Raw genomic sequence first — 22,460 nt, forward strand, 5'->3', positions numbered from 1 at the left:
TTTGACTCCGACATTTCCCGAACAACTCAGATGCTTCCGAGCGAGCAGTTTTCGAATGGTAGAATGTCCTGGCCCCATTAATCTACGTCCATGGAAGGAGGTCGACCGCCTTGCTGCACTTCAGAAATTCGACATTCTGGATACCGCTCCGGAGGTTGAGTTCGATAGCATCGCGAAGATTGCGGCCCAAATTTGTGACGCTCCGATTGCATTCATTTCTTTCCTCGACGAGTACAGGCAGTGGTTCAAGTCCAGGATTGGCCTTGAGATCTCTGAGACGCCCCGCGAAATCTCCATTTGCGACCGTGCCATTCACCAAGCGGGTGTGTTTACTGTTCCCGATATGGCCGCCGATCCCCGATTCCGGAAGGAATCCGCTATAGAGGAATGTTCCGGACTGTCCTTTTACGCCGGAGCCCCTTTAAGGACGAAGGACGGTTTGCCGCTTGGAATGCTGTGTGTGCTCGATCATAAAGCGCGTCCTCAGGGACTGAGCGAACAGCAGGAAGAGGCACTGACTGCCCTTGCTGAGACCGTTATTTGCCAACTCGAACTGAAACTCGCCAACAGGACGGCAACGGACAGCGAGGAACTCACACAACGCCTTCTGGCGAGTTCGGACGACTGCATCAAAGTCTTTGACTTGAATGGCCGCCTCCGCTTCCTGAGCCAGGGCGGCCTGAGGGCGATGGAGGTGGCGGACTTCGGTACAATCGAGGGCCGCAACTGGGCTGATCTCTGGAGCGGCATCGCCGGTAAGGAAGCGTACGAAGCATTTGAAAAGGCCAAAACCGGTGGAACCGGACGCTTTCAGGGCCCCTGTGCGACCGCGACAGGAGTACAGAAATGGTGGGATGTGGTTGTTACTCCCATCATGACTCGGAATGGCAGCCCTCAAGGTTGTCTGTGCATCTCTCGTGACATCACGGAGTTTCGACAGACGGAGCAGAGCTTGCGCAGAAGCGAGAAGCGTCTCCGCACACTTGTCGATGTCATGCCGCTCTCCTTCACATCGCCGCAGGTGGTCTGGTTCAGCGATCCGGATGGCGAGTTCACGTACTGCAACGATGTCTGGTACGAGTACACGGGCCTACGATCCGACACAGGAAGCAAGGAATGGCTCACGGTCGTCCATCCTCTCCACCGTGAACGGGTTCTGGAGCTATGGAAGGAGGCTCTTGGAAAGGGCACGTCCTTTGAAATGGAAATGCCCTTTCGCCGCGCATCCGATGGAAGGCATCGCTGGTTCATCGTCCGGGGACAGCCACTCAAAAATGAGCAAGGCAAGGTTGAACAATGGTTCGGCATTGCAATGGATATCCATGAACGTAAGCAATCCGAGCAGGCTCTAAGCGAGAGCGAGGAGCGCCTTCAGCTTGCGCTAAAGGCAGCGCGTATGATCGCGTGGGAGTTCAATCCACAATCAGGCGCCACGACACGGTCCGAAAACTCGCTTGCGCTCCTGGGCATCACGCCAGGAGCCGACAAGACCTTCATGACCGGCATCCATCCGGATGATCGTCAGAAGGTGGAAGATTTTCTTCAGCGGATACAGATCAGTGGCTCCGACTCGATAGAATGTCGCTATGTGATGCCGAGCGGCGAGATTCGATGGCTAAGAGCGCGAGCCGAACAGGCGGGGCACGACCGGATCGTAGGAGTGACGTTCGACATCAGCGAGCAGAAGGAAGCGGAAGAGGAGATCTGGCGTTCGGCCAATCACGATGCGCTCACGGGTCTTCCCAATCGCAATCTCTTCCAGCGTCGGCTCGAGACGGCCCTGACCGCGGCCAAGCAGAGCGGCACGAGTGTGAGCCTACTGCTGATCGATCTAGATGATTTCAAGGACATCAACGATACCCTCGGCCATGACGCGGGCGATGCCTTGCTGCAGGAGACGGCACGCCGTCTCTCTGCTATGGTACGGGGCTGCGATACCGTGGCTCGAATCGGCGGCGACGAATTTGCCGTGCTCGTTGTCGATCCGCTCAAACTTGAGAATGCCACGCGCCTGGGCACTCTGATCGCAGATATGCTGCGCCAGCCCTTTACTTATCAGAAGCGAACTCTCGTCAGCCGGGTGAGCATCGGTATCGCGGCTTTCCCAGATCATGACGGGACGCCGGCGGAACTGGTCAAGGACGCGGACATTGCGATGTACCAAGCGAAGTCGCAGGGCCGCAACCGGGTCATCACCTACTCACCTGAGATGCGTAGGGTCATTGAGCAGCGCGTTTCCCTGGGACGGGGAATGCGTGAGGCGATCGCCAACGATGAGGTCATCCCATTTTACCAACCAAAGGTGAGCCTCTCGACAGGCGAGATCGTCGGTCTCGAAGCGCTGGCGCGCTGGAAGCATCCGACCAAAGGCATTTTGACGCCGAGTTTCTTCGGAGCCGTTTTCGAGGATCATGAAATTGCAGCCTCTATCGGGAAGCTTCTGACCTCGAAGATTGCGGCAGATGTGCGTCAATGGCTTGACGATGATCTTCCGTTCGGCCGCATCGCACTCAACCTGTCTCCGGCTGAATTCGGTCAAACGGGTCTCGTCGATAACATGTTGAGAACTCTAGACTGGCTTAAGGTTCCTCCAACAGTCTTTGAGGTCGAAGTCACGGAGACCGTCCTCCTCGGAAGGAACTCCAACAACGTCTCCTCCGCTCTTGCACAGTTTCGCGAGCATGGTGTCCAGATCGCTCTCGACGATTTCGGCACTGGTTATGCCTCGCTGACCCATTTGAAACAGTTTCCGGTCGATCACATCAAGATCGACCGCAGCTTCGTGCGGGATCTGGAGCAGGATTCCGACGATGAGGCGATCATCGCCGCTGTTATCGGCCTTGGCAGAAGCCTTCAACTCCAAGTGACGGCAGAAGGCGTGGAAACTCACGGCCAGGCGCGGCGTCTGCGTGAGTTGGGCTGCGACCATGCACAGGGTTACCTCTATGCGAAGCCGATGGCCGCATCACAGATCCCGGATCTCTTGACACGATGGAGTGCGATGCTGGTGAAGCCTCGGCACGAGAAGAATGTAAAACTGCTGGGTATCTAGCCCTCTCAATCAATCGTGTCCGCGTCTCTCAATCCCGCATCGGCTTTAACCAACACTTCGTGCTAGGATCGGGATGACAGGCAAGGATTCGTCCGAATGAGCGTTTCCATTTCGAGCCCACATCTGCAGGCCCAGGTCTCCGAGAACGGCGCCGAACTCGTTAGGCTCCAGGACGGCGTAGGCCGGAATCTTTTGTGGGATGGCAACCCAGCCTTCTGGACCGGGCGCTCGCCTCTACTCTTTCCTATCGTCGGTCGTGTGCGAAACGATCGGATAAGAGTAGACGGATCAGAGTATGAGTTACCGAAGCACGGCTTTGCACGCACCTCCCGGTTCGAAATCGATGAGGTCGGCCCCTCCCAATGCCGCTTTCATCTACGCTCCGACGAGACCACGCTTGAGCGATATCCATTCCCGTTCGCGCTCAATATTTCCTACAGGATCGAGGACGCTACGCTGACGATCACGGCCTCGGTGACCAATACCGGCTCTACCGTCATGCCGGTCTCTTTCGGCTTTCACCCGGCCTTTCGCTGGCCGCTGCCTTTTGGGGCACCGCGGGAAGCGCACACAATCCGCTTCGAGCGCGAAGAAACGGCCCCCATCCGTCGGCCCGTCGACGGCCTAATCAGCCGGGATGCTGAGAAGAGTCCCGTTCACGGGCGAACACTTCCATTGCACGACGGCCTTTTCGAGACGGACGCCATCGTCTTCGACCGCATCGAGAGCAGCGCTGTCACATATGGAGCGCCAAGTGGCGGTTCGATCCGTGTCGATTTTCCGGAAATGCCGCATCTCGGTATTTGGACCAAACCCGGAGCCGGCTTCATCTGTATCGAGCCTTGGCAGGGCCACGCCGATCCGGAAGACTTCGACGGCGATTTTGCCGCCAAGCCAGGCGTTCTTCTTATCCAGCCAGACGAAACGCGAAGCTTCACAATGGGGATCACCGTCAGCAGCGCCGGCCTGTGAATTTTCTGGAATAGTTCTTGACTATGCCGCGTCGGGTCGTCCGGATGCTTGAGTGTGGGTCAATGGCTCGTCACGAGTTCGCGGATGTGCTGGACCACATCTTCGCTGGAATATGGCTTCGGTACGAAGCGCCCCTCATCCGGTATCTGCCCGGGACGCAGCTTGTGATAGGCGGAGGAGATCAATAGCGAAATATGCGGCCAGCGCTGCTGAACATTTTCGGCAAGGTCAAGGCCGTTCATGGACCCAGGCATGTCGATATCTGTGAAGAGCACCTGTACGTCATTGGAGCAGATTTCCAGCACGGCAAGGGCCACATCGGCATTGGCCGCTTCGAGCACATGAAAGCCGGCATCCTGCAGATCGTCAGCTGCCGCCATCCGCACTAGGAGCTCATCCTCGACGAGCAGAACGACTGGCGTGTCATCTGAATAATTGTTCATCATAAGGCATGGAACGAAACTAACTTATGTTAGTTCCTACTGCTCAGGTAGATTTTTGAGGGTGGACCAAGCGATGGCGTCGCACAAATTCAAGCTTGGAGATCAAGTACGATTGGTCAAGCTTGCGAGCGCGAACACTGTTGAGGCCTTTCTCAACATGGTAACGACCATCGACGTCACAAGGCCGGAGGATACATGGGAGGTGACCCGCCTCCTTCCGGCAGACAGCAACGGCTTCCAGTATCACATCAAGGGAAGTCAGGAAGGTCCAGAGCGCCTTGTACGGGAAGAACAGCTCCATCCCGTCTGACAAAACGGCCTCGACTGAATCAGGGCCATAAGCACCGCCTGGTGACTTCGCTGTCGGCGATGCTTTCCTTTAAACATCATGGCAACGGTCGGTTCAACCAGCCTTGCGAAGCGGACTTTCAGCAACCTGATCGGCCGCAGGCTGGTTCCTACGGTGCAAGTCATGCAGTTCCTGTCGAACCGTCTCGAGAACCGGATTGAAAGTCGGCCCGTGCTCCTTCGCAATCTCGACGAGCACATCGATTGCCCGGAGCAGACGCTCCTCGGTCACGGGTTCCCACTTGCGTCCTGACCACTCGTCCATCTCAGACCCTCCTCGTGGATTGAGAGAGACACTGGTCCAGAGAATCTTGCATCCGGGTTAAAGACGGCGATCAAAATGAGGGCACGCACAGGCCGCTGGACTGCCTCTGTTTCCGAGGCTGGAGTCTCGCATGAGGGCGCGCCAGAACCGCTTGTGCCCATAAGTGCGTGGAACCGCTGCGTTATTCGGAAGGTTTACGGTTGAACCGGGTCTTTTGGCCGGCAACCGATAAACGAGGCTGTGTCCGACTATGGCAGATAATCCGGCTATCCAGCAACCTGGAGCGCGGCAATCCTCCTCATCCTCGACCGTCACGACCATGTGGGCCGTGGTTCTCGGATGGGCTCTCGTGCGGCTCGTTGTTGGCGGGGAGCGTTCCACTCCGACCCAGGCCGGACGACCATCGTCAGACCCGGCACAGGCCAGGGGGCAGGCACGTAACGCCGATTCAGACTTTGCGGAAAAGCAGCATGCGTCACCGCAGGCGGCTGCCGAGAAGGGACGCGGGCGAAGCGCCGACGCGCCGACGGAGATCCCGGCACGCGGATGGAAAGACATCCTGTGGCGCACCTATGAAGAGTTCAACAAAGACCGTATCATGTCGGTTGCGGCCGGTGTCACTTACTATGCCTTGCTCGCTGTATTCCCCGCGATTGCGGCCCTCGTCTCTATCTATGGTCTCTTCGCCGATCCAGGCACGATTCAAGAGCATCTGAACACCCTGTCAGGCGTTTTGCCCGGCGGTGCGCTCGACATCATCCGCGAGCAGGTCATACGCATAGCATCGCAGGGAGGCGGCACCCTCGGGTTCGGATTCATCTTCGGATTAGGATTGTCGCTCTGGAGTTCCAATGCTGGGATGAAAGCCATCTTCGACGCGCTCAACATCGTCTATGGTGAGGAAGAGAAGAGAAGCTTCATTAAATTGAACTTGCTGTCCCTCTCCTTCACTCTTGGTGCCATCGCCTTCATTCTCATCGCTCTCGCCGGAATCATCGTTCTGCCGATCGTCCTAAATTTTATCGGCCTGGGTTCAGGAACCGAGTGGCTGGTGTCTCTTGCACGATGGCCGATACTCCTGATCGGCGTCATATTTGGCTTGTCGCTCATCTATCGTTTCGGACCCAGCCGTGACAAAGCGGAGTGGCGCTGGGTGACACCTGGAGGAATTGTGGCTGCCGTCTTGTGGCTTGCCGTCTCCATGATCTTTTCCTGGTATGTCGCGAATTTCGGAAGCTACAATGAGACTTATGGTTCACTCGGCGCCGTCATCGGCTTCATGACATGGATCTGGCTGTCGACGATTGTGGTTCTGCTTGGCGCCGAGATAAACGCCGAGATGGAGCACCAAACAGCCAAGGATACGACCGAAGGGAATCACCAGCCCATGGGAACTCGCGGCGCACGGATGGCTGACACGATTGGCGTGGCGAAGAGCTGAATTGCACCTGATATGTCATCATAAAGGGCGCCCCATGGGGACGCCCTTTGTCTTGCATGGCCGAGGACAAACTTGTCGAGGGGCTTTATGAATGAGTTGAGATCCGGTCGGATCAGCTTATCGAGCTAACGAAAATGCGCTGGTCATGGCCAGCGCATCATTCATCCTTTTGCACGTCTTGTATCCAGCTTCAGACCCGGCCGGCCGAGACTGCACCTCCCAAAGTCGCTACATTACGAGTTGCCTTATTGTCATCAGATTGATTTTCCGCGAACCAAGCAATTGTCGCCTTTAGACCGGCGTCCAGAGATGTGCGTGGCGCCCAGCCAAGCAGTTTTTTGGCAAGAGAAATGTCGGGGCGGCGGCGACGCGGGTCGTCGACCGGTAGTGGTCGCGTGACAATGCGAGATGAAGAGCCCGTCATAGCCAAGACCTTTTCGGCCAGGTCACCGACAGTGAGTTCAAGCGGATTACCGAGGTTCACGGCGCCAGGGAATGATTCGTCATAGGCCATGAGACGCATGAAACCGTCGACGAGATCTGACACATAGCAGAACGACCGCGTCTGGCTTCCGTCTCCATAGACTGTAATGTCGTCACCTGCGAGAGCTTGGCAGATAACATTTGAAACCACGCGTCCGTCGTCAGCTCGCATGCGCGGACCATAGGTATTGAAGATCCGCGCCACGCGGACATCAGCTCGCCTTGAACGGTCAAAATCGAACGTCAGCGTCTCCGCAGCCCGCTTGCCTTCATCATAGCAGGCACGTGGGCCTGTAGGATTGACATTGCCCCAGTAGCTCTCCGTTTGTGGATGAACCTCGGGATCGCCATAGATCTCGCTTGTAGAGGCGAGGAAGAAGCGCGCGCCAGTCGCCTCAGCGAAGGTGAGAAGGCTATGTGTACCGACGACGCTCGTCAGCATGGTATGCTCGGGATCTGCCTGGTAATGCGGAGGAGAGGCTGCACAGGCAAGATTGAAGATTTCATCGATCTTCACGCGTTTGGAACGCAACCGAGCTGGCAGTGGCTTGATGACATCGCTGTCAATGATATCGAAACGCGGCTCACGCTCTAGATGACGAATATTCTGCTTTCGTCCCGTTTGAAAATTGTCCAGAGCGATCACATGAGCGCCTTCACTAAGAAGGGCATCGCAGAGGTGAGACCCGAGGAATCCGGCCCCACCTGCTACGAGAACATGCTTACTATTGCCATTCTTCATGAGACGCTCTCCTTCTCAGACCCTCAAAGGGCCTCAAGGTACAAACCTACTCTGCCCAACATCGAAGCGTGGCATTTGTTCAATGCCACCTTTAGAATCTATTCATAGGATCAGGACTCAACTGCCAAAGCGAGCGGCTGTTCCTGACGTCTATGTCGAATGGCTTCAAAAAGGACCTGCTCCATCGACGCTGCACGATGGGCGGACGTATGCTCTTTGAGAATGCGATGCCGCGCGCGAGTGCCCAGAGCTCTTCTCTGATCATCGGACCATGTACCGAGTACTCTGAGAACATCGTCAGGGGTGCGAGCGAGGAGGATCTCGCGATCCGGATCAAGAAGCGTTTCGATTCCTTCCCATGTGTCGGAAATTATCGGCGTTCCACAGGCAGCGGCTTCGAAAAGACGAACACTCGGGCTGTATCCCGCCCGGATCATGTCTGCCCGTGTGACATTGAGGGTGTACCGGCTCCGGGCATAGAAGGCTGGATGATCGTTTGGCGGCACGTGATCGATACGCTCAACATTCTCCGGCCACTCAATTCCCATCGGATACTGCGGGCCAGCCACCGCGAAACGCAGATGAGGTGCTTTTCGGGCCGGCTCGATCAGGAGCCGTTCTAGCGTCGGCTGTCGATCCGGACTGTAAGTGCCGAGGTAACTGAGATCCCATCGCTTCTCTCGATCAAGCGTCGGATATGCCTCGGGATCGACGGAGCAGTACAGAGCTCTTGCGGCCGGCGAGCCATACCGCTCTATGAGCAGATTGAGGGTCGGTCCGCCGGTGAAGGAAAAATAGACATCGTAGTGAGGAATCAGGTTTGGCGTGAGATATTCGTAATCGCCTCTCTCCAGCTTCGCGAGTGTTACGGGCGTATCGATGTCATAGAATGCCACCACACCATTTGCCACCCGCTGAACGTAGCGACCGACATCCACACCTTGTGGCACATAGGAGCCGACGATAACTGCATCGGCACCTTTGATTGTCTCTCGATACCGCTCAAGATCCTCCAGATTGGAATAGAACTCCAGACGGCAGAAATCAGGATCCTGCAGATCGCGATGGGAGGCATACCAGGGCACGTCGCGCTCAAGGAACAGTACATCATGCCCGCGCGTCGCGAAGGCCCTCAATAACGCGCGGAAGGTTGTCGCATGACCGTTTCCCCACGAGGAGGACAAACTCAACCCCAAAACGACGACGCGGAGCTTGGTCACGCCACGCTCCTTTCGCGCTTCTGGGAGGCCTCCTCGCGCAGGATAACATCCACCTCGGCACCACGGCGGGTATAGGTATGCTCGGCCATGATGCGCGCCCGAGCGGCCTCGCCGATGGCGCGAGCTCGCTCCGGTGTCAGGGCCTCGATATGGTCGGCCACGTCCTTGCCGTCGCGCGCCACCAGAACCTCCTCTCCATCCTTCAGGAAGATTTCCAGACCGACCCAGGCATCGGTGATCAGGCATGCACCGGCTCCCGCGGCCTCGAAGACGCGGGTTGCGGGTGAGTAGCCCGTACTCGCCATTGAATCACGGGCAATGTTGAGAACGGCCAGCGGGCTCGTGTTGAAAGCGTTATGATCACGCGTATAGACATGGCCGATATGGCGTACGTTCGACGGCATACCCTTTGTTTCCCAGCCATTGCCTCCGATCAGGAAGCTGCGATCCGGCAGACGCGCGGCTGGTTCCAGGAAGAACTGCTCCACGCGCGCCTCACGATCGGGCAGGCGATTACCGAGGAAGGACAGATCCACCTTGAAGCGTTCATCTGCTGGGACCGGATGATGGGTTATCGGATCGCAGGCATTGTAGATCGGGATGCAACGGCGGGCGCCGAAACCCTCATAGGATTCGATCACCGGCGGACCGCCGCCATAGGTGAGCACAAGATCGAGAGCCGGCATCGCGCGATGAAGCGGATGGTGGGGGCTTTCGCGCATTTCGGCCAGGGTTGCAGGTGCATCCACGTCCCAGAAGATGCGGATGGCATCGGGACGCGAGGCAGCGACGAGCCCTTCCAGCAGTTCGCTATCGAATACACCGACACCGGAGGCCTTCACCACCACATCGGCCTTTGCTGCCTCGGCCACAACACCGCGCATGGCCTCTGCCGTCGCGGGGTAGACCTTCACCTCCGCCCAATCCGGTGGCTCGATGTCCCGGTGCTTCTGGCGATCGAAAGCATCGGGTTCATAGAACGTGATGCTGTAGCCGCGACGAGCGAGATCGCTGAGGAGACCGCGATAGTAGGTAGCAGCCCCATTCCAATACGATGACAGAAGGCTGGAGCCGTAGAAGGCGATCTTCATGCGGGTATCTCCATCGGCGTCGAGGCGCCGTGATTTGCAAGAATGGCGAGGAGTTGATCGGCCCGATGAGCACAGGAATGACGGCTCCGGATGGTCTTGAGTCCATTCTCTATCAATGCGCTGCGCAGATTGGGATCGTTGAGAACCGCTTTCATGTGGCGCTCCATCTGCACCTCGTCCTGGGCAACCAGATAATCCGTCCCGGGACTGAACAAGCCTTCTGAATCGCTCCACGGTGCGGAGATCAGCGGGATGCCGCAGGCGAGAGCTTCAAATACCCTGATGGTGGGAATACCCGGGAGCATGTCGACATAGAACCGCCGCGGCACATGCACAGTCGCCAGATGTCTTGCAAAGACCTCAGGTGCACGAGCGTTCGGCAGCCAGCCACGATAAGTCACACCATAGCGGGCGAGTGTTTCAAGAGCATCTTCCGGGTAACGGACACCATAGATATCGAGGGGCAGACCGACGGTCTGCGCAGGGCGGAAGAGGAAGCTTTCCAGTTCCACACCGCGCTCGTCGTCGCCCCAGTTGCCGATCCACACCACGCCCTTCCGTTCTGTCTCCTGCGCAGGAGGGTGAAAGAGCCGGGTATCGGCGGCCTCGTGCCAAACATGGACGCGCTCGCCCCAGCCCCAACGGCGGTACACCTCCGCGAGCGCTTCGCCAAAGGCGAGGACGCCGTCATAGCCGCTGAGATCGAACTGGCGGATGGCGTTGGGATCGCTCACCGCCCTGTGGTGCGTGTCGTGGAAGAGGAGCCTGAACCGGCCGCCCTGCCGCCGCACCTTCCCGATGGCAGCAACCAACCAGGGATCACTCCATTCGTGCACGATGACCGCGTCGGCATCGGCAAGCACCTCTTCGAGATCGAGGTCGGGATCAAAGACTGTCGAGGACAATTCAGGGTAAAGGCTGCGATAAGCGTCGAGTCCTGCCTCTCCGTGATCCTTCAGGAGGTTCTCCAGGCTCCAGGCTCCCCGCGGCTCATAGGCGATGACCGCATGTCCACGGTGAGCGAGTTCACGCAGAACTCCACGCAGGAAATGCGCGTTCCCATGGTTCCAGCATGAGGCAAGGGAATGCGTGAAATAGATAAACTTCATGCCGCAGCTCCCTCAGGGGAGGACATCTGAGATCTCTGACCTAAGACCGAATGGTAGGTGTTCAGAACACCCGCGCTCATGGCATCGACAGTGTAAGCATCAGCCCGTTCTCGGGCAGCGCGTCCCAGAGCCGCGCGGCCTTCAGGATCCTGCAAAAGGTGGTCGATCACTTCAACAGTTGCACTCTCATCGCTCGGATCAACGAAGAGTGCGGCACCCTCCCACAGTTCACGGAAAGTTGGAATGTCAGACAGGACAAGCGCACATTCCATCTGAGCGGCTTCCAGCACCGCGAGACCGAAGGGTTCATAACGAGCCATCGAGATGAAGATCGGCCTTGCGCTCAGATACTGCGCAATCTCTGCGTCGCTTAACCGGCCAAGCACTTTGGCGTGGGCAGCCTCAACATGCGTACCGTTTGGCCCTTCAAGAGACCCGGCGGCGAGAACCGGAACAGCGAGGTGAGATGCGAATCGATCAATGACTGCGAAATTCTTGCCTTCGTCCCAGAGGCGCCCAGCCGTGAAGATGATATGTTCACCGGGCACGCTTCTGCCCACCGGCATAGAACGTCTGCCATTACTGACGACTGTGGGTGTCTGCGCAAGACCGTATGCCTGAGCCGTAGCTTGAGCGAATGCCAGCGTTGGCGCGAGGAGTCGGTCGGAAGAGCCATACCCTTTCGCGACGAGCTCCGTCCGCCAGACGAATTCTTCTGGCAGCGAGCCGCCTTTGACTGCCTGCCACCAGGTTGCGACGCAGGAGTGACAGACCGCCACGACAGGAACGTCGAACGGAGCATTGGCCGCCAGAGCTGGGGAATTGAGATGAAGAAGATCCGGTCGGATTTGCGCTGCAATATGGGCAATCGTTCGGCTGGTCTCCTCAACCTCGCATCGATTGCGAGCCGTCCAATCAAGTGGAAGACCAGTCAGGATAAGCTTTGCACCAGTGCTTTCGGCCATAGCCAGCTGATCTGCAGAGGGGGAAGGCCCCAGCACTGCGATTGTCGTCGTGACACTGTGCGCACGCAGACCCTCCGAGAGATCCAGCGCATATTGCCAGACCCCACCGACTGCATCTGCTGTCATAAGCACATGCAGATCTGTTTTCTCGTCAGGCCATGCCATGGCTGCTCTCGATGTTACGCAACTTGAAAACGGAATGGGCCCTCATGACAGAGCCTCTGCATTCTGCAGGCTAGAAGGCGACGAACTCGGACGCGCGAGGCCCCTCTCCTCCTGCAGCCATTCCGCCAGTGTTGCCACACCCTTGAGCCAAGAAATCGGCTGCTTCAGCCCGAGCTCCCGAGTTGCGAGGCGGGTATCGGAGACGTAATAGCGCTGATCGCCGGCGCGCCAATCGGCGTAGATCGTCTCGACCGGACGGCCGATGACATCTTCAATATGGGTGATGAGCTGACGGAGGCTGATGGCATTTGCCGGGCCGCCGCCAAGGTTGAAAGCCCGCCCCTGAACTGCCTCGATAAGCTTCCATGCGGAAGCATAAGCAGCGACGGCATCGGAAATATCGAGCACATCGCGGACCTGACAGCCATCGCCGTAGATGGTAATCGGCTCGCCCTGAAGAGCTCGGATCAGGAAATGAGCCACCCAGCCCTGATCCTCGGTTCCCATTTGTCGCTGACCATAGATGCAGCTCATCCGCATGACGCAGGTCGGAAGCCCAAAGGAACGGGCATAATCCAGAACATATTGATCCGCCGCTCCCTTCGAGCAGCCATAGGGTGTGTGGAAGTCGAGAGGCCGATTTTCGCCGATACCCGTGTTCCTGATTGCAGGGTCACGGGGTTTGTAGGCATCGTTCGTTTTCTCCAACTCCACATCCCCAAGGTCCCCATAGACCTTGTTCGTGGAGGCAAAGATCAACGGCACCCTCTCGCCACGCTGTCTGAGCGCATCGAGCATATTCAGGGTGCCGCGAATGTTGATCTCGAAGTCCTCGCGGGGATCGACAAGACTGGTCGTCACCGCAACCTGAGCCGCCATGTGAAACACGGCTTGCGCTTCACACGCGGCATCGGCGACAGACGTCTCATCGCGGATATCACCGATCACAGTGGAGATCTTGCTCGGATGCCGTTTCTTGAGCCACTCGAGGTTGCGGTCGACGCCGGATCGGGCCAAGGCGTCATAGATCAGAACATCGTGTCCCTCGCTGGCAAAATGGTCGGCGAGATTGGAACCAATGAAGCCAGCGCCACCTGTCACCAGAACGGGTCGATGGCGAAGTACGGCTGGCGCAGCAGCCGATGTGTCTGATGCTTTCATGCCACCAAACCTCGTGCTTCCAGCTCCTTTCGGGCTTCGTTAACGAGATCCTTGGCTTCCTGCTTGGCAACCCATTCGGCAAGTTCCGCCAAGCCTTCCGCGAAGTCTTTTCTGGGCTGGTAGCTCAATTCCTGCTGGATCTTGCTGATGTCGGCGATGCAATGGCGAATGTCACCAATGCGTGCCTTGCCGGCAATCTCCGGCGCCATCGGCCGATTCATCGCCTGAGACAGAAGCTCCGCGACTTCGGAGACGGTACGGTCCTGCCCGCTTCCAACGTTGTAGACGCCGCCCGGCGCCTTTTCATGCTCTAGCGCCAGAACGAATGCCTGCGCGACGTCCTCTACATGAACGAAGTCGCGACGCTGTTGGCCGTCCTCGAAGATCATCGGCGGCTGGCCGTTGTGGAGCCGCGACGCGAAGATGGCGAGAACGCCTGTATAGGGATTGGACAGAGCTTGTCCTGGTCCGTAGGCGTTCCAGAGCCGGAGCGCCACACCCTCCATGCCATAAGCGGGGCACAGTGTCAGCGTCAGTCGCTCTTGAACGTATTTCGAGAGCGCGTAGACCGAGGCGAGCGCGGGCTTCTTCCACTCAGGCGTCGGCACCGGGATCAGAGAGCGCCCCTGTTCGTCCAATGGATCCCAAGGATCGCTTTCATTCGCGCGTGGCGTTCGAACAACATCCTCTCGGATTTTCCCATCCGGATCCTTATAGAGGCCCTCGCCATAGATGCTCATGGACGAGGCGACAACCACCCGCTTCACCGGATTGTCGATGAGCTGCTGGAACAGCACAGCTGTGCCGTAATCGTTGACGGACACATAGCGGTCGACCGCATACATGCTCTGACCGACGCCAACCTCGGCTGCAAGGTGGACTACCTTCGTGGCACCCTTTAGCGCCCGCAGGAGTGCTGCCTCATCGCGAACGTCCCCTACGACGACCTCGACGTCCGGATCAAGCCCATCGGCCTGCGTCCTGTCACCGTGCACCTGCTCGATGAGACTGTCGAGCACGCGCACCTTGTGTCCACGCTCCAAGCAGGCACGCGCAACATAGCGCCCGATAAAACCTGCTCCGCCGGTAATAAGGATCGTATCCGTCACAAGATGTCTCCAGATTGGCTTCTGGCCCAAGCGCCGATGAATCAGGCAGGAGACGACAGCCCATACCTCATCTGGAAATGTGACGCAGAACATGCACATATTCCAGCTTGGTCGCAGGCTTTGCAGCAGACCTCGCCAAACGAGGACTGCGCTACAGATCTCCTCCACAAGCTTGAGTTTGCGTTCAGAAAACTCCGAAGGATCATCTTTGTTCCTGACTTCGAAGCAGTAGTTTGGGCGCTCGGCTGTGAAGACAAGAGTCACAGGTGCGGAATCTGAGCGGAACAACCAACCTTCTTCAAACGTTGAAGGCCAAGCTTTTTGAGAAAGTCCAGGTCGGATGCCTGCGGCCTGCCGGTGTCTTTTTGTCTGAAAAGAGAGCATCCGTCCGGCCATACATGGGAGATCCGTCATGAGTTCGAGGAAGGTCCGCGTCGGGATCGTAGGCGTTGGCAATTGTGCCTCGTCCTTCGTGCAGGGCCTCTCCTATTACAAGGATGCGAAAGGCAACGCACCGGTCCCTGGACTGATGAATGTTGAGCTCGGCGGATATCATATCAGTGACGTCGAAGTGTCTGCGGCCTTCGACGTGAATGCCTCAAAGGTGGGGCGCGACGTGTCCGAAGCAATCTTCGCGGAGCCTAACAATACGCAGCGGTTCGCTACGGTCCCGCAGAGTGGGATTGTCGTCAATCGGGGCAGGACACTTGACGGGCTTGGCAAGTATTTGCGCGAGACGATCGAGGAATCGCCCGACGATGAGGCCGATGTCACGGCGATTCTGCGGCGGTCAAAAACGGATGTTCTCGTCTCTTACCTGCCTGTCGGTTCACAGAAAGCCACCGAGTGGTATGCCGAGCGGGCGCTTGAGGCGGGATGCGCCTTCGTGAACTGCATCCCGGTCTTCATTGCCTCAAATCCGGAATGGCGTAAGCGGTTTGAGGAGCGCGGGCTCCCCATCATCGGCGATGACATCAAGAGCCAGGTGGGCGCCACCATCGTTCACCGCGTACTCGCCAATCTCTTTCGTGAACGTGGCGTGCGACTCGATCGCACCTATCAGCTTAATTTCGGCGGCAATACCGACTTCCAGAACATGCTGGAGCGCGAGCGCCTCGAGTCGAAGAAGATATCCAAAACGCAGGCCGTCTCAAGTCAGCTCGACATTCCCCTGCCCGCTAGCGACATCCATGTGGGGCCGAGCGATCACGTGCCGTGGCTCACCGATCGTAAATGGGCCTACATCCGGCTCGAAGGCACGACCTTCGGGGGCGTGCCGCTGAACATGGAAGTGAAGCTCGAAGTCTGGGACTCCCCGAATTCCGCTGGCATCGTGATCGATGCAGTGCGCTGCGCGAAGCTCGCCATGGATCGTAAAATCGGAGGTGCACTCACTGGTCCGTCCAGCTACTTCATGAAGTCTCCGCCACAGCAATTCACCGATAACGAAGCCCGCGATAGAACCATCCGCTTCATTAACGGTGATGAAGATTAGGGCGCAGGAGGGTCAAGGTGACCACCACGTTTTTTCTCGTGCGCCATGCAGCCCATGATCGGGTCGGCACCATTCTGTGCGGACGCATGGCGGGAGTGAATCTCGGCTCTGCTGGCAAAGCCCAAGCAGAAAGCCTGGCTCAGCGCTTTGCCAACGAGAACGTGGCCTGCATTCGCACAAGTCCTCTTGAGCGGGCGCTGGAGACGGCACAGCCTATTGCATCCCGCCTCGGACAGCCTTTCCAGATTTGCGACGCCATCAACGAAATCAATTTCGGCAGATGGTCCGGTACGAGCTTCGACGCGCTGAGTCGGGACCCGCGCTGGTCCTCTTGGAACAGCGCGCGCAGCACCAATCGTCCCCCTGAGGGCGAGACGATGCTGGAGGCACAAGGGCGCATTGTCGGAGCGATGGAACAGTTGCGCAGCCTTTACGCTGAACGTTCGATCATCCTTGTGAGCCACGGCGATGTGATCAAGGCTGCCCTCCTTTACTATCTCGGCATGCCAATCGATGCCTATTGCCGCTTTGAGGTGGAGCCCGCCTCGATATGCACTCTCGTCGTGGGCGGCTGGGGTTCCAAGGTTCTGCGGTTGAACGAAGTGGTGGCCGCATGAAGATCGTCATATTCGGCCTGACCATCTCCTCATCTTGGGGCAACGGCCACGCGACCCTCTGGCGCGGCTTGTGTCGGGCGCTCGCGAAGCGGGGGCATAGGGTCGTGTTCTTCGAGAAGGACATGCCCTACTATGCGGCCAACCGGGACTTTTTCGAGCTTCCGGGCGGCGATCTCATTCTCTACCAGGATTGGGACGGCATTCGCCGACAAGCTGGGATGGAGCTCAAGGACGCGAACGTGGCCATGGTGACGTCCTATTGCCCGGACGGCATCGCCGCCGGCGATCTCCTGTTGACTGCACCACGCGCCACCCGCGTTTTCTACGATCTCGACACTCCGGTGACCTTCTCGCGTCTGGATGCAGGCGAGCCGATCACCTACATCGGCCCTCATGGTCTTGGCAATTTCGACTTGGTCTTGAGTTACACAGGAGGCCAAGCTCTTGGAAAGCTGCAGGCCGAGCTTGGGGCAAGACGCGTTGCTCCCCTTTACGGTCATGTAGACCCGGATGTGCATCGCCCGGTGCACATCATCCAGCATTACGTCTCCGATCTTTCCTACCTCGGCACCTATGCGGCGGATCGTCAGGATGCTCTGCAGCGTCTCTTCATCGATCCTGCGGCTCGCCGGCCGGATCAGCGCTTCCTGATCGGTGGGGCGCAGTATCCGGACACATTTCCCTGGCAGCCCAACATTCATTTCGTGCGGCATCTTCCTCCGCCAGAGCACCCCGCCTTCTTCTCGTCCTCACGCCTGACGCTCAATATCACGCGGCAGGCCATGGCGGAGATGGGCTGGTGCCCCTCCGGGCGCCTGTTCGAGGCAGCGGCTTGTGGTGCGCCCATTCTCTCGGATTGCTGGGAAGGCCTCGATAGCTTCTTCGAGCCTGGCAAGGAGATCCTGATTGCGGGGAGGACGGAAGATGTGGTCGCAGCTCTCGACCTCACGGACACCGAGTTGAAGCGTATTGCCAAGGCAGCCCTGGAGAGGGCGCTCGAAGAGCATACGTCGGAGCGCAGGGCAATGGAGCTTGAGATCTTGCTCGAAGGCTCCAGTTCCCTCTCGCCCTCGACCGGCGGCCGCGCCGCCATGATGGAGGCCTGATCATGTGGGGAATCATACCTGCGGCAGGGATCGGTAGCCGCATCCAGCCGCTGGCGTTCTCGAAGGAGCTTCTGCCCGTGGGAAGCCGTCTCGACAATGGCGTCGAGCGTCCCTGCGCCGTCAGTGAATACCTTGTCGAGCGCATGATTCATGGCGGGGCGGACAAGATCTGCTTCGTCATTTCCCCCGGCAAGTCTGACATCATGGAATATTATGGAGCAAGCTACGGCAGCGCGTCCATCGCCTATGTGGTCCAGCCGCAGGCTCGTGGCTTGTGCGATGCGATCTTCCAGGCGGCTCCGCTCATTTCCGCCGACGAAAGCGTGATCGTCGGCCTGCCCGATACGGTCTGGTTCCCTGAGAAAGCGCTGGCGGAACTGCCGGAAGAATCTCTCTCGTTCCTTCTCTTTCCGGTCGACAATCCGGAGGTCTTCGACGCGGTGATCCTGGACGAAACGATGCACGTCCAGGAGATCCAGGTGAAGCAGGCGGATGCCGCCTCGCGCTGGATCTGGGGTGCTTTCAAGATGCCGGGCCATGTTCTGGAAGAGCTCCGTCAGCTTTGGATTTCACGCAATCACGAGGACGAGTATTTCGGCACGCTCGTGAATGCCTATCTGGCTGAAGGAGGCAAGGCTATCGGCGTGAAGGCCGGCGAATCCTATGTCGATGTTGGAACCTTGCACGGCTACCGCGCCGCCATCGGACTGCTGAGCGAAGCGGCCCAGCACGACACCATGACCGGCGCCCGCGTAGCCCTTGGCTGGCCGGCGGGTCGGCTACCGCGCGGACTTCATGACTTGAACAGGGAGTAATCGTCACGATGAATGCCATCGATCCCACGCCGCCTGACGAAATCCGCCGGAAAGCCGAAGCGCTTGGGCCCTGGTTTCACAACATCGAGCTGAAGGGAGGCGTCTGGACCGCACCCAACCATTTCCTCGGCAATTATCCCGCCATCAAATGGCAACAATTTGCCGATGCCATTCCGCAGGATCTCACCGGGAAAAGCGTGCTCGACATCGGCTGCAACGGCGGTTTCTATTCCATGGAGATGAAGAAGCGCGGTGCGGAGCGCGTACTCGGAATCGACTTCGACGAAGCTTATCTCGCCCAGGCCCGCTTCGCTGCGCAGACGATGGACTACGACATCGAGTTCCGCAAACTCTCAGTCTATGATTTAGGGCAGCTCGGCGAGCGCTTCGATGTCGTTCTCTTCATGGGCGTACTCTACCACCTGCGTCATCCCTTGCTGGCACTCGACCTGATTCACGAGCACGTCGCCAAGGACCTCCTCGTATTCCAGTCGATGCAGCGTGGATCGACTGATGTCATGCCTGTCGAGGAGAACTATACCTTCTGGCAGACCGAACACTTCGACGATCCACGCTATCCGAAGATGCACTTCATCGAGCATCGCTACGCCGATGATCCTACGAACTGGTGGGCGCCGAATACCGCCTGCGTCGAAGCCATGCTCCGCAGCGCCGGGTTCGAGATCGTCCAGCATCCGGAAACCGAAGTTTACATCTGCCGCCGTGTCGATGCCCCACCCGGGGCGGGCGCCGTCTATCCGGCCCAAGGGAGAAATGCATGATCGAAGCTGCAATGATCTGGAACGAGCCCAACAACAAGTCCCATTGGGACCCGGAGATCGATCCGGATTGGAAGCTCTTCTCCGAGATGGCGATTGCCGCAGGTCAGGCGATCAAGGCCGAGAATACCAATCTGCCGCGCGTGCTCGGTGGCATCTCACCCATCGATCCAGGCTTCATCAAGAAGCTGGAAGGCCATGGTGCCATGGATCACTTGGATGTCGTGGCCGTCCACGGGTTCCCACTCGACTGGAATCTGTGGCAGATCCACGATTGGCCTGCGAAGATCGACGAAATTCGCGCGGTGACGGACAAGCCCATCTGGGTCAGCGAGGTCGGCATCTCGACCTTCGGTGCCGAGGAGGTTCAGGTTTGGGGTTTGAACCGGACTGCCGAACTCCTGATAGGCAAGGTGCCGAAGATCCATTGGTATAGCCTGTACGATCTTCCCCGCGCCTGGGAGGCCACGACGCGTCACAGGGAGGCCGAAGGCTCATCCTATTACAGGCATTTTTACATGGGCCTTCTGCGCGAGGACGGCTCGCCGAAGCCCGCTCTCGAGGAATTCGCGAAGTACACGCCGCAGATGGGCTTGTGCCAATGGTTCCACTATGAAGACCACCGCCTCGACGATGCAGTAACCTGGATGAAGCGCCTGGGCGTGAAATACCTGCGCACCGGCCTATCCTGGGCCGACAGCTTCCGCCCGAATGCCCTGGACTGGTTCGACCGTCAGATGGAAGCGCTTGCGGATTTCGATGTGACGGTAACCTTCTGCTTCACGCCGGAGCATCGTGGAATTGCGCCACATCACACCAGCGCACCGCAGGCAAAAGAAGAATTTGCGGAATTCTGCGCCAGCATGATTCGACGCTATGCACCTTCGAACAGGTCAGCTCAATCGGACAAGATTTTGGAAGTTCTCTGAACCTGTTTTGAGCAGCCCCCATAAGAAAGGCGACCGAACCTGGGGTTCGGTCGCCTCGGTATTTCCAGGATCAATTAGAACGGCGCCCTATCGTCCATAGATCCGATCGAGCACTCTTGCGACATCAACCAGCTGCTCCGCAGCCGGATCGAAACGTTCACCCGCCGCCAAGCGTGAGGCCCAGTCCGCAGCCGCGCGCCCGCCCCAGTCATCTGGTGGCACAGACAACGTCTCGCGCGACGTGCCGCGATAGCGCTCCGCAATGAAGTCATAGAAAGATCCGTTCACGTTGCGCAGTGACAGGCCACCCTGTGTCCCGTAGAACGTGGCTGAAATCATCGCATCGCATCCTGCCTGAAGCCGCCAGGAGCAGGCGAGTTGCACCACGGCACCCGTCTTCAGCTCCATGGTCGCGACGGCATAATCCTCCACCTGCGATGCAGTATCCTTCAGCGGCGCACCGCGTGTGAAGAGCTTGCCTGTGACACTCGCGATATCTGGATTGTTTAATGTCCACAGAGCGAGATCGACAAGGTGAACGCCAAGATCCATCACGCAGCCGCCGCCGGAAAGCTCCGGATCATAGAACCACGGCTTGTCTGGCCCATAGGCGTTGTGGAATACGAGATCCACCGCGTAGACGTGTCCCAGTTCGCCTGAATCGACGATTTCGCGGATGCGGCGCATCCCTTCCGTGAAGCGGTAAGAGAGATCGACGCATAACAGCCGGTCGGTGTTGCGTGCGGCATCGACCACCGCCTGCACCTCCGCCACCGTCCGGCCAAGCGGCTTTTGGCAGAAAACGGCAACGCCACGCTCCAGAGCCCGGATCGACTGTTCTGCATGCATGGCGCTTGGGGTCGCAATCACAACGCCATCAACTCCGAGATCCAGGATCTCATCGAGTGTCGAGACCAGCTTCGCGGCAGGAGCGAGTTTACCGGCCTCCGCGGCCATATCCGAGGACGGATCTGCGATAGCGGCGACATCGATGGCTCCAGTACCGAGGATCGCCTGCATGCGGTTCTGACCGATCCAGCCGACACCGAGGAAGCCTAGACGCGAGCGAGCGGGCGAGATTTCAGGAGGCGTCTCGTGCAAAATCTGTTGCGTCATCAGAACGTCACCAGAGCTTTGAGGAAACCGTCCGGCCGGTCGCGCGTGGCATTAAGCGCCTCGTCGAGCCTTTCCAAAGGATAGCGGTGCGTATAGAGAAAACTCGGATCGAGACGCCCGGACGCGATGGCATCCACCGCCTCGCGCAGGCCCTGGACATAGACTTTCGAATCGCGTTCATGGGCATTGATCACATCGATGCCACGCCAGTTCCAGAGCCACATGTTGACCTGTCGTGGACCATCCTGATGGTACCCAGCGACGATGAGCTTTCCGCGTTCACGGGTCAGTTCGCCCGCGAGATCGAGCGGCCATTGCTTTCCGACGGCCTCGATCACCCGGTCGCAGAATGTGCCACCGGTCAGCTCCTTGACTCGCTCAATGATCGCGGAGTGATCCTCCATCGGGATCGTCTCGGCTGCGCCCATGCGGCGGGCGAGATCAAGCGAGTAGGGCCGCCGTGAGATCGCAATCACGCGCGCACCGGCGTCTGTTGCAAGCTTCGTCAGGATTGCGCCGAGAAAGCCGATGCCGATGATCGCGACCGTTTGCCCAGTCTCGATTTCGCTGCGATGAAAGATATTCATCGCGCAGCCGAGCGGCTCGCCGGGAAAAGGCTGGCCCGCGAGGGCATCCGGCAGGCGCACCACCGCATCGGCCTCGGCCAGATCGTATTCGGCATAGGATTTGTAGGAGAGTGCCGCCACTCGATCGCCGATCGACAGCCCTTCGACACCCTCGCCGATAGCATCCACGAAGCCCCAGGCCTCGTGGCCGAGGGCGCCTGGCTCGGTGGGATACTGCATCCATTCGGGGCCGGCCCAAGGCGTCAGGTTCGAAGCGCATACGCCGCAACCTTCCAAGCGTAGCCGTACCTGACCGGGTCCCGGTTCCGGACGTGCAACCTCGCTGATCTGGATCTGACCAGGTCCCGTGACAATCGCGGCCCGCATGGTTCCCGGAACCCCGGCTTGCCCGTCGCTCCTCTTGGTCAAAGAAGCGGAAATGTCGCTGCTCGCACCATTCTCGTTCAGCAA

At 58.5% G+C, this 22,460-nt stretch carries 20 protein-coding genes; 9 read left to right on the plus strand and 11 right to left on the minus strand.

Translation table 11 applies throughout. From position 1 onward, the window contains the following. Positions 1 to 55 precede the first annotated feature (55 nt). Complete coding sequence (locus ACD578_RS19205; RefSeq protein ID WP_404287593.1) at positions 56 to 3,052, plus strand: EAL domain-containing protein; 2,997 nt, start codon at positions 56 to 58, stop codon at positions 3,050 to 3,052. A 96-nt stretch (positions 3,053 to 3,148) separates the two neighbouring features. Continuing rightward, a complete protein-coding gene (locus tag ACD578_RS19210; RefSeq protein ID WP_404287595.1) occupies positions 3,149 to 4,024 on the plus strand; it encodes an aldose 1-epimerase family protein in 876 nt (291 codons plus the stop codon). Positions 4,025 to 4,083: 59 nt separating this feature from the next. Here ACD578_RS19210 and ACD578_RS19215 read toward each other — a convergent pair whose 3' ends face one another. Continuing rightward, entirely contained in the window at positions 4,084 to 4,470 is a 387-nt protein-coding gene (locus ACD578_RS19215; RefSeq protein ID WP_404287597.1) for a response regulator, read from the minus strand. A gap of 400 nt (positions 4,471 to 4,870) precedes the next feature. Beyond that, entirely contained in the window at positions 4,871 to 5,080 is a 210-nt protein-coding gene (locus ACD578_RS19220; protein ID WP_404287599.1) for a hypothetical protein, read from the minus strand. 250 nt (positions 5,081 to 5,330) lie between these two features. On the opposite strand from ACD578_RS19220, the gene ACD578_RS19225 reads away from it, so the two are divergent. Further along, on the plus strand, positions 5,331 to 6,521 hold the full coding sequence (locus ACD578_RS19225; RefSeq protein ID WP_404287601.1) for a YihY/virulence factor BrkB family protein: 1,191 nt from the start codon (positions 5,331 to 5,333) through the stop codon (positions 6,519 to 6,521). Positions 6,522 to 6,711: 190 nt separating this feature from the next. On the opposite strand, the gene ACD578_RS19230 is transcribed toward ACD578_RS19225, so the two are convergent. The 7 genes from ACD578_RS19230 to ACD578_RS19260 all read right to left on the minus strand — a co-directional run bounded on the left by ACD578_RS19230 (position 6,712) and on the right by ACD578_RS19260 (position 14,566). Further along, complete coding sequence (locus ACD578_RS19230) at positions 6,712 to 7,746, minus strand: UDP-glucuronic acid decarboxylase family protein (protein ID WP_404287603.1); 1,035 nt, start codon at positions 7,744 to 7,746, stop codon at positions 6,712 to 6,714. A 110-nt stretch (positions 7,747 to 7,856) separates the two neighbouring features. Then, the gene (locus ACD578_RS19235) at positions 7,857 to 8,966 is read right to left on the minus strand and encodes a glycosyltransferase (RefSeq protein WP_404287605.1); all 1,110 of its coding nucleotides are present in this window, start codon (positions 8,964 to 8,966) and stop codon (positions 7,857 to 7,859) included. Further along, positions 8,963 to 10,057, minus strand: coding sequence for a glycosyltransferase (locus ACD578_RS19240; RefSeq protein ID WP_404287607.1), 1,095 nt, complete (start codon positions 10,055 to 10,057; stop codon positions 8,963 to 8,965). Before ACD578_RS19240 ends, ACD578_RS19235 begins: the two co-directional genes overlap by 4 nt. After that, the gene (locus ACD578_RS19245) at positions 10,054 to 11,166 is read right to left on the minus strand and encodes a glycosyltransferase (protein ID WP_404287609.1); all 1,113 of its coding nucleotides are present in this window, start codon (positions 11,164 to 11,166) and stop codon (positions 10,054 to 10,056) included. The genes ACD578_RS19240 and ACD578_RS19245 overlap by 4 nt, the downstream gene beginning before the upstream one ends. Continuing rightward, complete coding sequence (locus ACD578_RS19250) at positions 11,163 to 12,296, minus strand: glycosyltransferase family 4 protein (RefSeq protein WP_404287611.1); 1,134 nt, start codon at positions 12,294 to 12,296, stop codon at positions 11,163 to 11,165. The genes ACD578_RS19245 and ACD578_RS19250 overlap by 4 nt, the downstream gene beginning before the upstream one ends. Before the next feature lie 42 nt (positions 12,297 to 12,338). After that, positions 12,339 to 13,457 carry an NAD-dependent epimerase/dehydratase family protein gene (locus ACD578_RS19255; protein WP_404287613.1) on the minus strand — a complete coding sequence of 373 codons (1,119 nt, stop codon included), beginning with the start codon at positions 13,455 to 13,457 and terminating at the stop codon, positions 12,339 to 12,341. Continuing rightward, positions 13,454 to 14,566 carry an NAD-dependent epimerase/dehydratase family protein gene (locus tag ACD578_RS19260; protein WP_404293949.1) on the minus strand — a complete coding sequence of 371 codons (1,113 nt, stop codon included), beginning with the start codon at positions 14,564 to 14,566 and terminating at the stop codon, positions 13,454 to 13,456. The genes ACD578_RS19255 and ACD578_RS19260 overlap by 4 nt, the downstream gene beginning before the upstream one ends. Positions 14,567 to 14,978: 412 nt before the next feature. On the opposite strand from ACD578_RS19260, the gene ACD578_RS19265 reads away from it, so the two are divergent. From ACD578_RS19265 to ACD578_RS19290, 6 genes are read left to right on the plus strand one after another with little or no spacing between them, the layout of a single operon-like run. Next, positions 14,979 to 16,061, plus strand: coding sequence for an inositol-3-phosphate synthase (locus ACD578_RS19265; protein ID WP_404287615.1), 1,083 nt, complete (start codon positions 14,979 to 14,981; stop codon positions 16,059 to 16,061). A 17-nt stretch (positions 16,062 to 16,078) separates the two neighbouring features. Further along, positions 16,079 to 16,678 carry a histidine phosphatase family protein gene (locus ACD578_RS19270; RefSeq protein WP_404287617.1) on the plus strand — a complete coding sequence of 200 codons (600 nt, stop codon included), beginning with the start codon at positions 16,079 to 16,081 and terminating at the stop codon, positions 16,676 to 16,678. Beyond that, entirely contained in the window at positions 16,675 to 17,784 is a 1,110-nt protein-coding gene (locus ACD578_RS19275) for a glycosyltransferase (protein ID WP_404287619.1), read from the plus strand. The genes ACD578_RS19270 and ACD578_RS19275 overlap by 4 nt, the downstream gene beginning before the upstream one ends. Before the next feature lie 2 nt (positions 17,785 to 17,786). Then, complete coding sequence (locus ACD578_RS19280) at positions 17,787 to 18,599, plus strand: nucleotidyltransferase family protein (protein ID WP_404287621.1); 813 nt, start codon at positions 17,787 to 17,789, stop codon at positions 18,597 to 18,599. 8 nt (positions 18,600 to 18,607) lie between these two features. Beyond that, entirely contained in the window at positions 18,608 to 19,381 is a 774-nt protein-coding gene (locus ACD578_RS19285; protein WP_404287623.1) for a TIGR04290 family methyltransferase, read from the plus strand. Next, a complete protein-coding gene (locus tag ACD578_RS19290; protein WP_404287625.1) occupies positions 19,378 to 20,307 on the plus strand; it encodes a beta-xylosidase in 930 nt (309 codons plus the stop codon). Before ACD578_RS19285 ends, ACD578_RS19290 begins: the two co-directional genes overlap by 4 nt. 87 nt (positions 20,308 to 20,394) lie before the next feature. On the opposite strand, the gene ACD578_RS19295 is transcribed toward ACD578_RS19290, so the two are convergent. Then, entirely contained in the window at positions 20,395 to 21,423 is a 1,029-nt protein-coding gene (locus tag ACD578_RS19295; protein WP_404287627.1) for a Gfo/Idh/MocA family protein, read from the minus strand. Further along, positions 21,423 to 22,376, minus strand: coding sequence for a zinc-binding dehydrogenase (locus ACD578_RS19300; RefSeq protein ID WP_404293951.1), 954 nt, complete (start codon positions 22,374 to 22,376; stop codon positions 21,423 to 21,425). Before ACD578_RS19300 ends, ACD578_RS19295 begins: the two co-directional genes overlap by 1 nt. Positions 22,377 to 22,460 lie beyond the last annotated feature (84 nt).

The organism is Microvirga sp. RSM25 (assembly GCF_044784385.1).
Classification (GTDB): domain Bacteria; phylum Pseudomonadota; class Alphaproteobacteria; order Rhizobiales; family Beijerinckiaceae; genus Microvirga; species Microvirga tunisiensis.

What these genes read in the sequence shown, in the direction of transcription:
- ACD578_RS19205 (WP_404287593.1), top strand. Translation starts at nt 56, where the DNA reads ATGGTAGAATGTCCTGGCCCCATTAATCTACGTCCATGGAAGGAGGTC.
- ACD578_RS19210 (WP_404287595.1), top strand. Translation starts at nt 3,149, where the DNA reads ATGAGCGTTTCCATTTCGAGCCCACATCTGCAGGCCCAGGTCTCCGAG.
- ACD578_RS19215 (WP_404287597.1), bottom strand. Translation starts at nt 4,470, where the DNA reads ATGATGAACAATTATTCAGATGACACGCCAGTCGTTCTGCTCGTCGAG.
- ACD578_RS19220 (WP_404287599.1), bottom strand. Translation starts at nt 5,080, where the DNA reads ATGGACGAGTGGTCAGGACGCAAGTGGGAACCCGTGACCGAGGAGCGT.
- ACD578_RS19225 (WP_404287601.1), top strand. Translation starts at nt 5,331, where the DNA reads ATGGCAGATAATCCGGCTATCCAGCAACCTGGAGCGCGGCAATCCTCC.
- ACD578_RS19230 (WP_404287603.1), bottom strand. Translation starts at nt 7,746, where the DNA reads ATGAAGAATGGCAATAGTAAGCATGTTCTCGTAGCAGGTGGGGCCGGA.
- ACD578_RS19240 (WP_404287607.1), bottom strand. Translation starts at nt 10,057, where the DNA reads ATGAAGATCGCCTTCTACGGCTCCAGCCTTCTGTCATCGTATTGGAAT.
- ACD578_RS19245 (WP_404287609.1), bottom strand. Translation starts at nt 11,166, where the DNA reads ATGAAGTTTATCTATTTCACGCATTCCCTTGCCTCATGCTGGAACCAT.
- ACD578_RS19250 (WP_404287611.1), bottom strand. Translation starts at nt 12,296, where the DNA reads ATGGCATGGCCTGACGAGAAAACAGATCTGCATGTGCTTATGACAGCA.
- ACD578_RS19255 (WP_404287613.1), bottom strand. Translation starts at nt 13,457, where the DNA reads ATGAAAGCATCAGACACATCGGCTGCTGCGCCAGCCGTACTTCGCCAT.
- ACD578_RS19265 (WP_404287615.1), top strand. Translation starts at nt 14,979, where the DNA reads ATGAGTTCGAGGAAGGTCCGCGTCGGGATCGTAGGCGTTGGCAATTGT.
- ACD578_RS19275 (WP_404287619.1), top strand. Translation starts at nt 16,675, where the DNA reads ATGAAGATCGTCATATTCGGCCTGACCATCTCCTCATCTTGGGGCAAC.
- ACD578_RS19280 (WP_404287621.1), top strand. Translation starts at nt 17,787, where the DNA reads ATGTGGGGAATCATACCTGCGGCAGGGATCGGTAGCCGCATCCAGCCG.
- ACD578_RS19285 (WP_404287623.1), top strand. Translation starts at nt 18,608, where the DNA reads ATGAATGCCATCGATCCCACGCCGCCTGACGAAATCCGCCGGAAAGCC.
- ACD578_RS19290 (WP_404287625.1), top strand. Translation starts at nt 19,378, where the DNA reads ATGATCGAAGCTGCAATGATCTGGAACGAGCCCAACAACAAGTCCCAT.
- ACD578_RS19295 (WP_404287627.1), bottom strand. Translation starts at nt 21,423, where the DNA reads ATGACGCAACAGATTTTGCACGAGACGCCTCCTGAAATCTCGCCCGCT.
- ACD578_RS19300 (WP_404293951.1), bottom strand. Translation starts at nt 22,376, where the DNA reads ATGCGGGCCGCGATTGTCACGGGACCTGGTCAGATCCAGATCAGCGAG.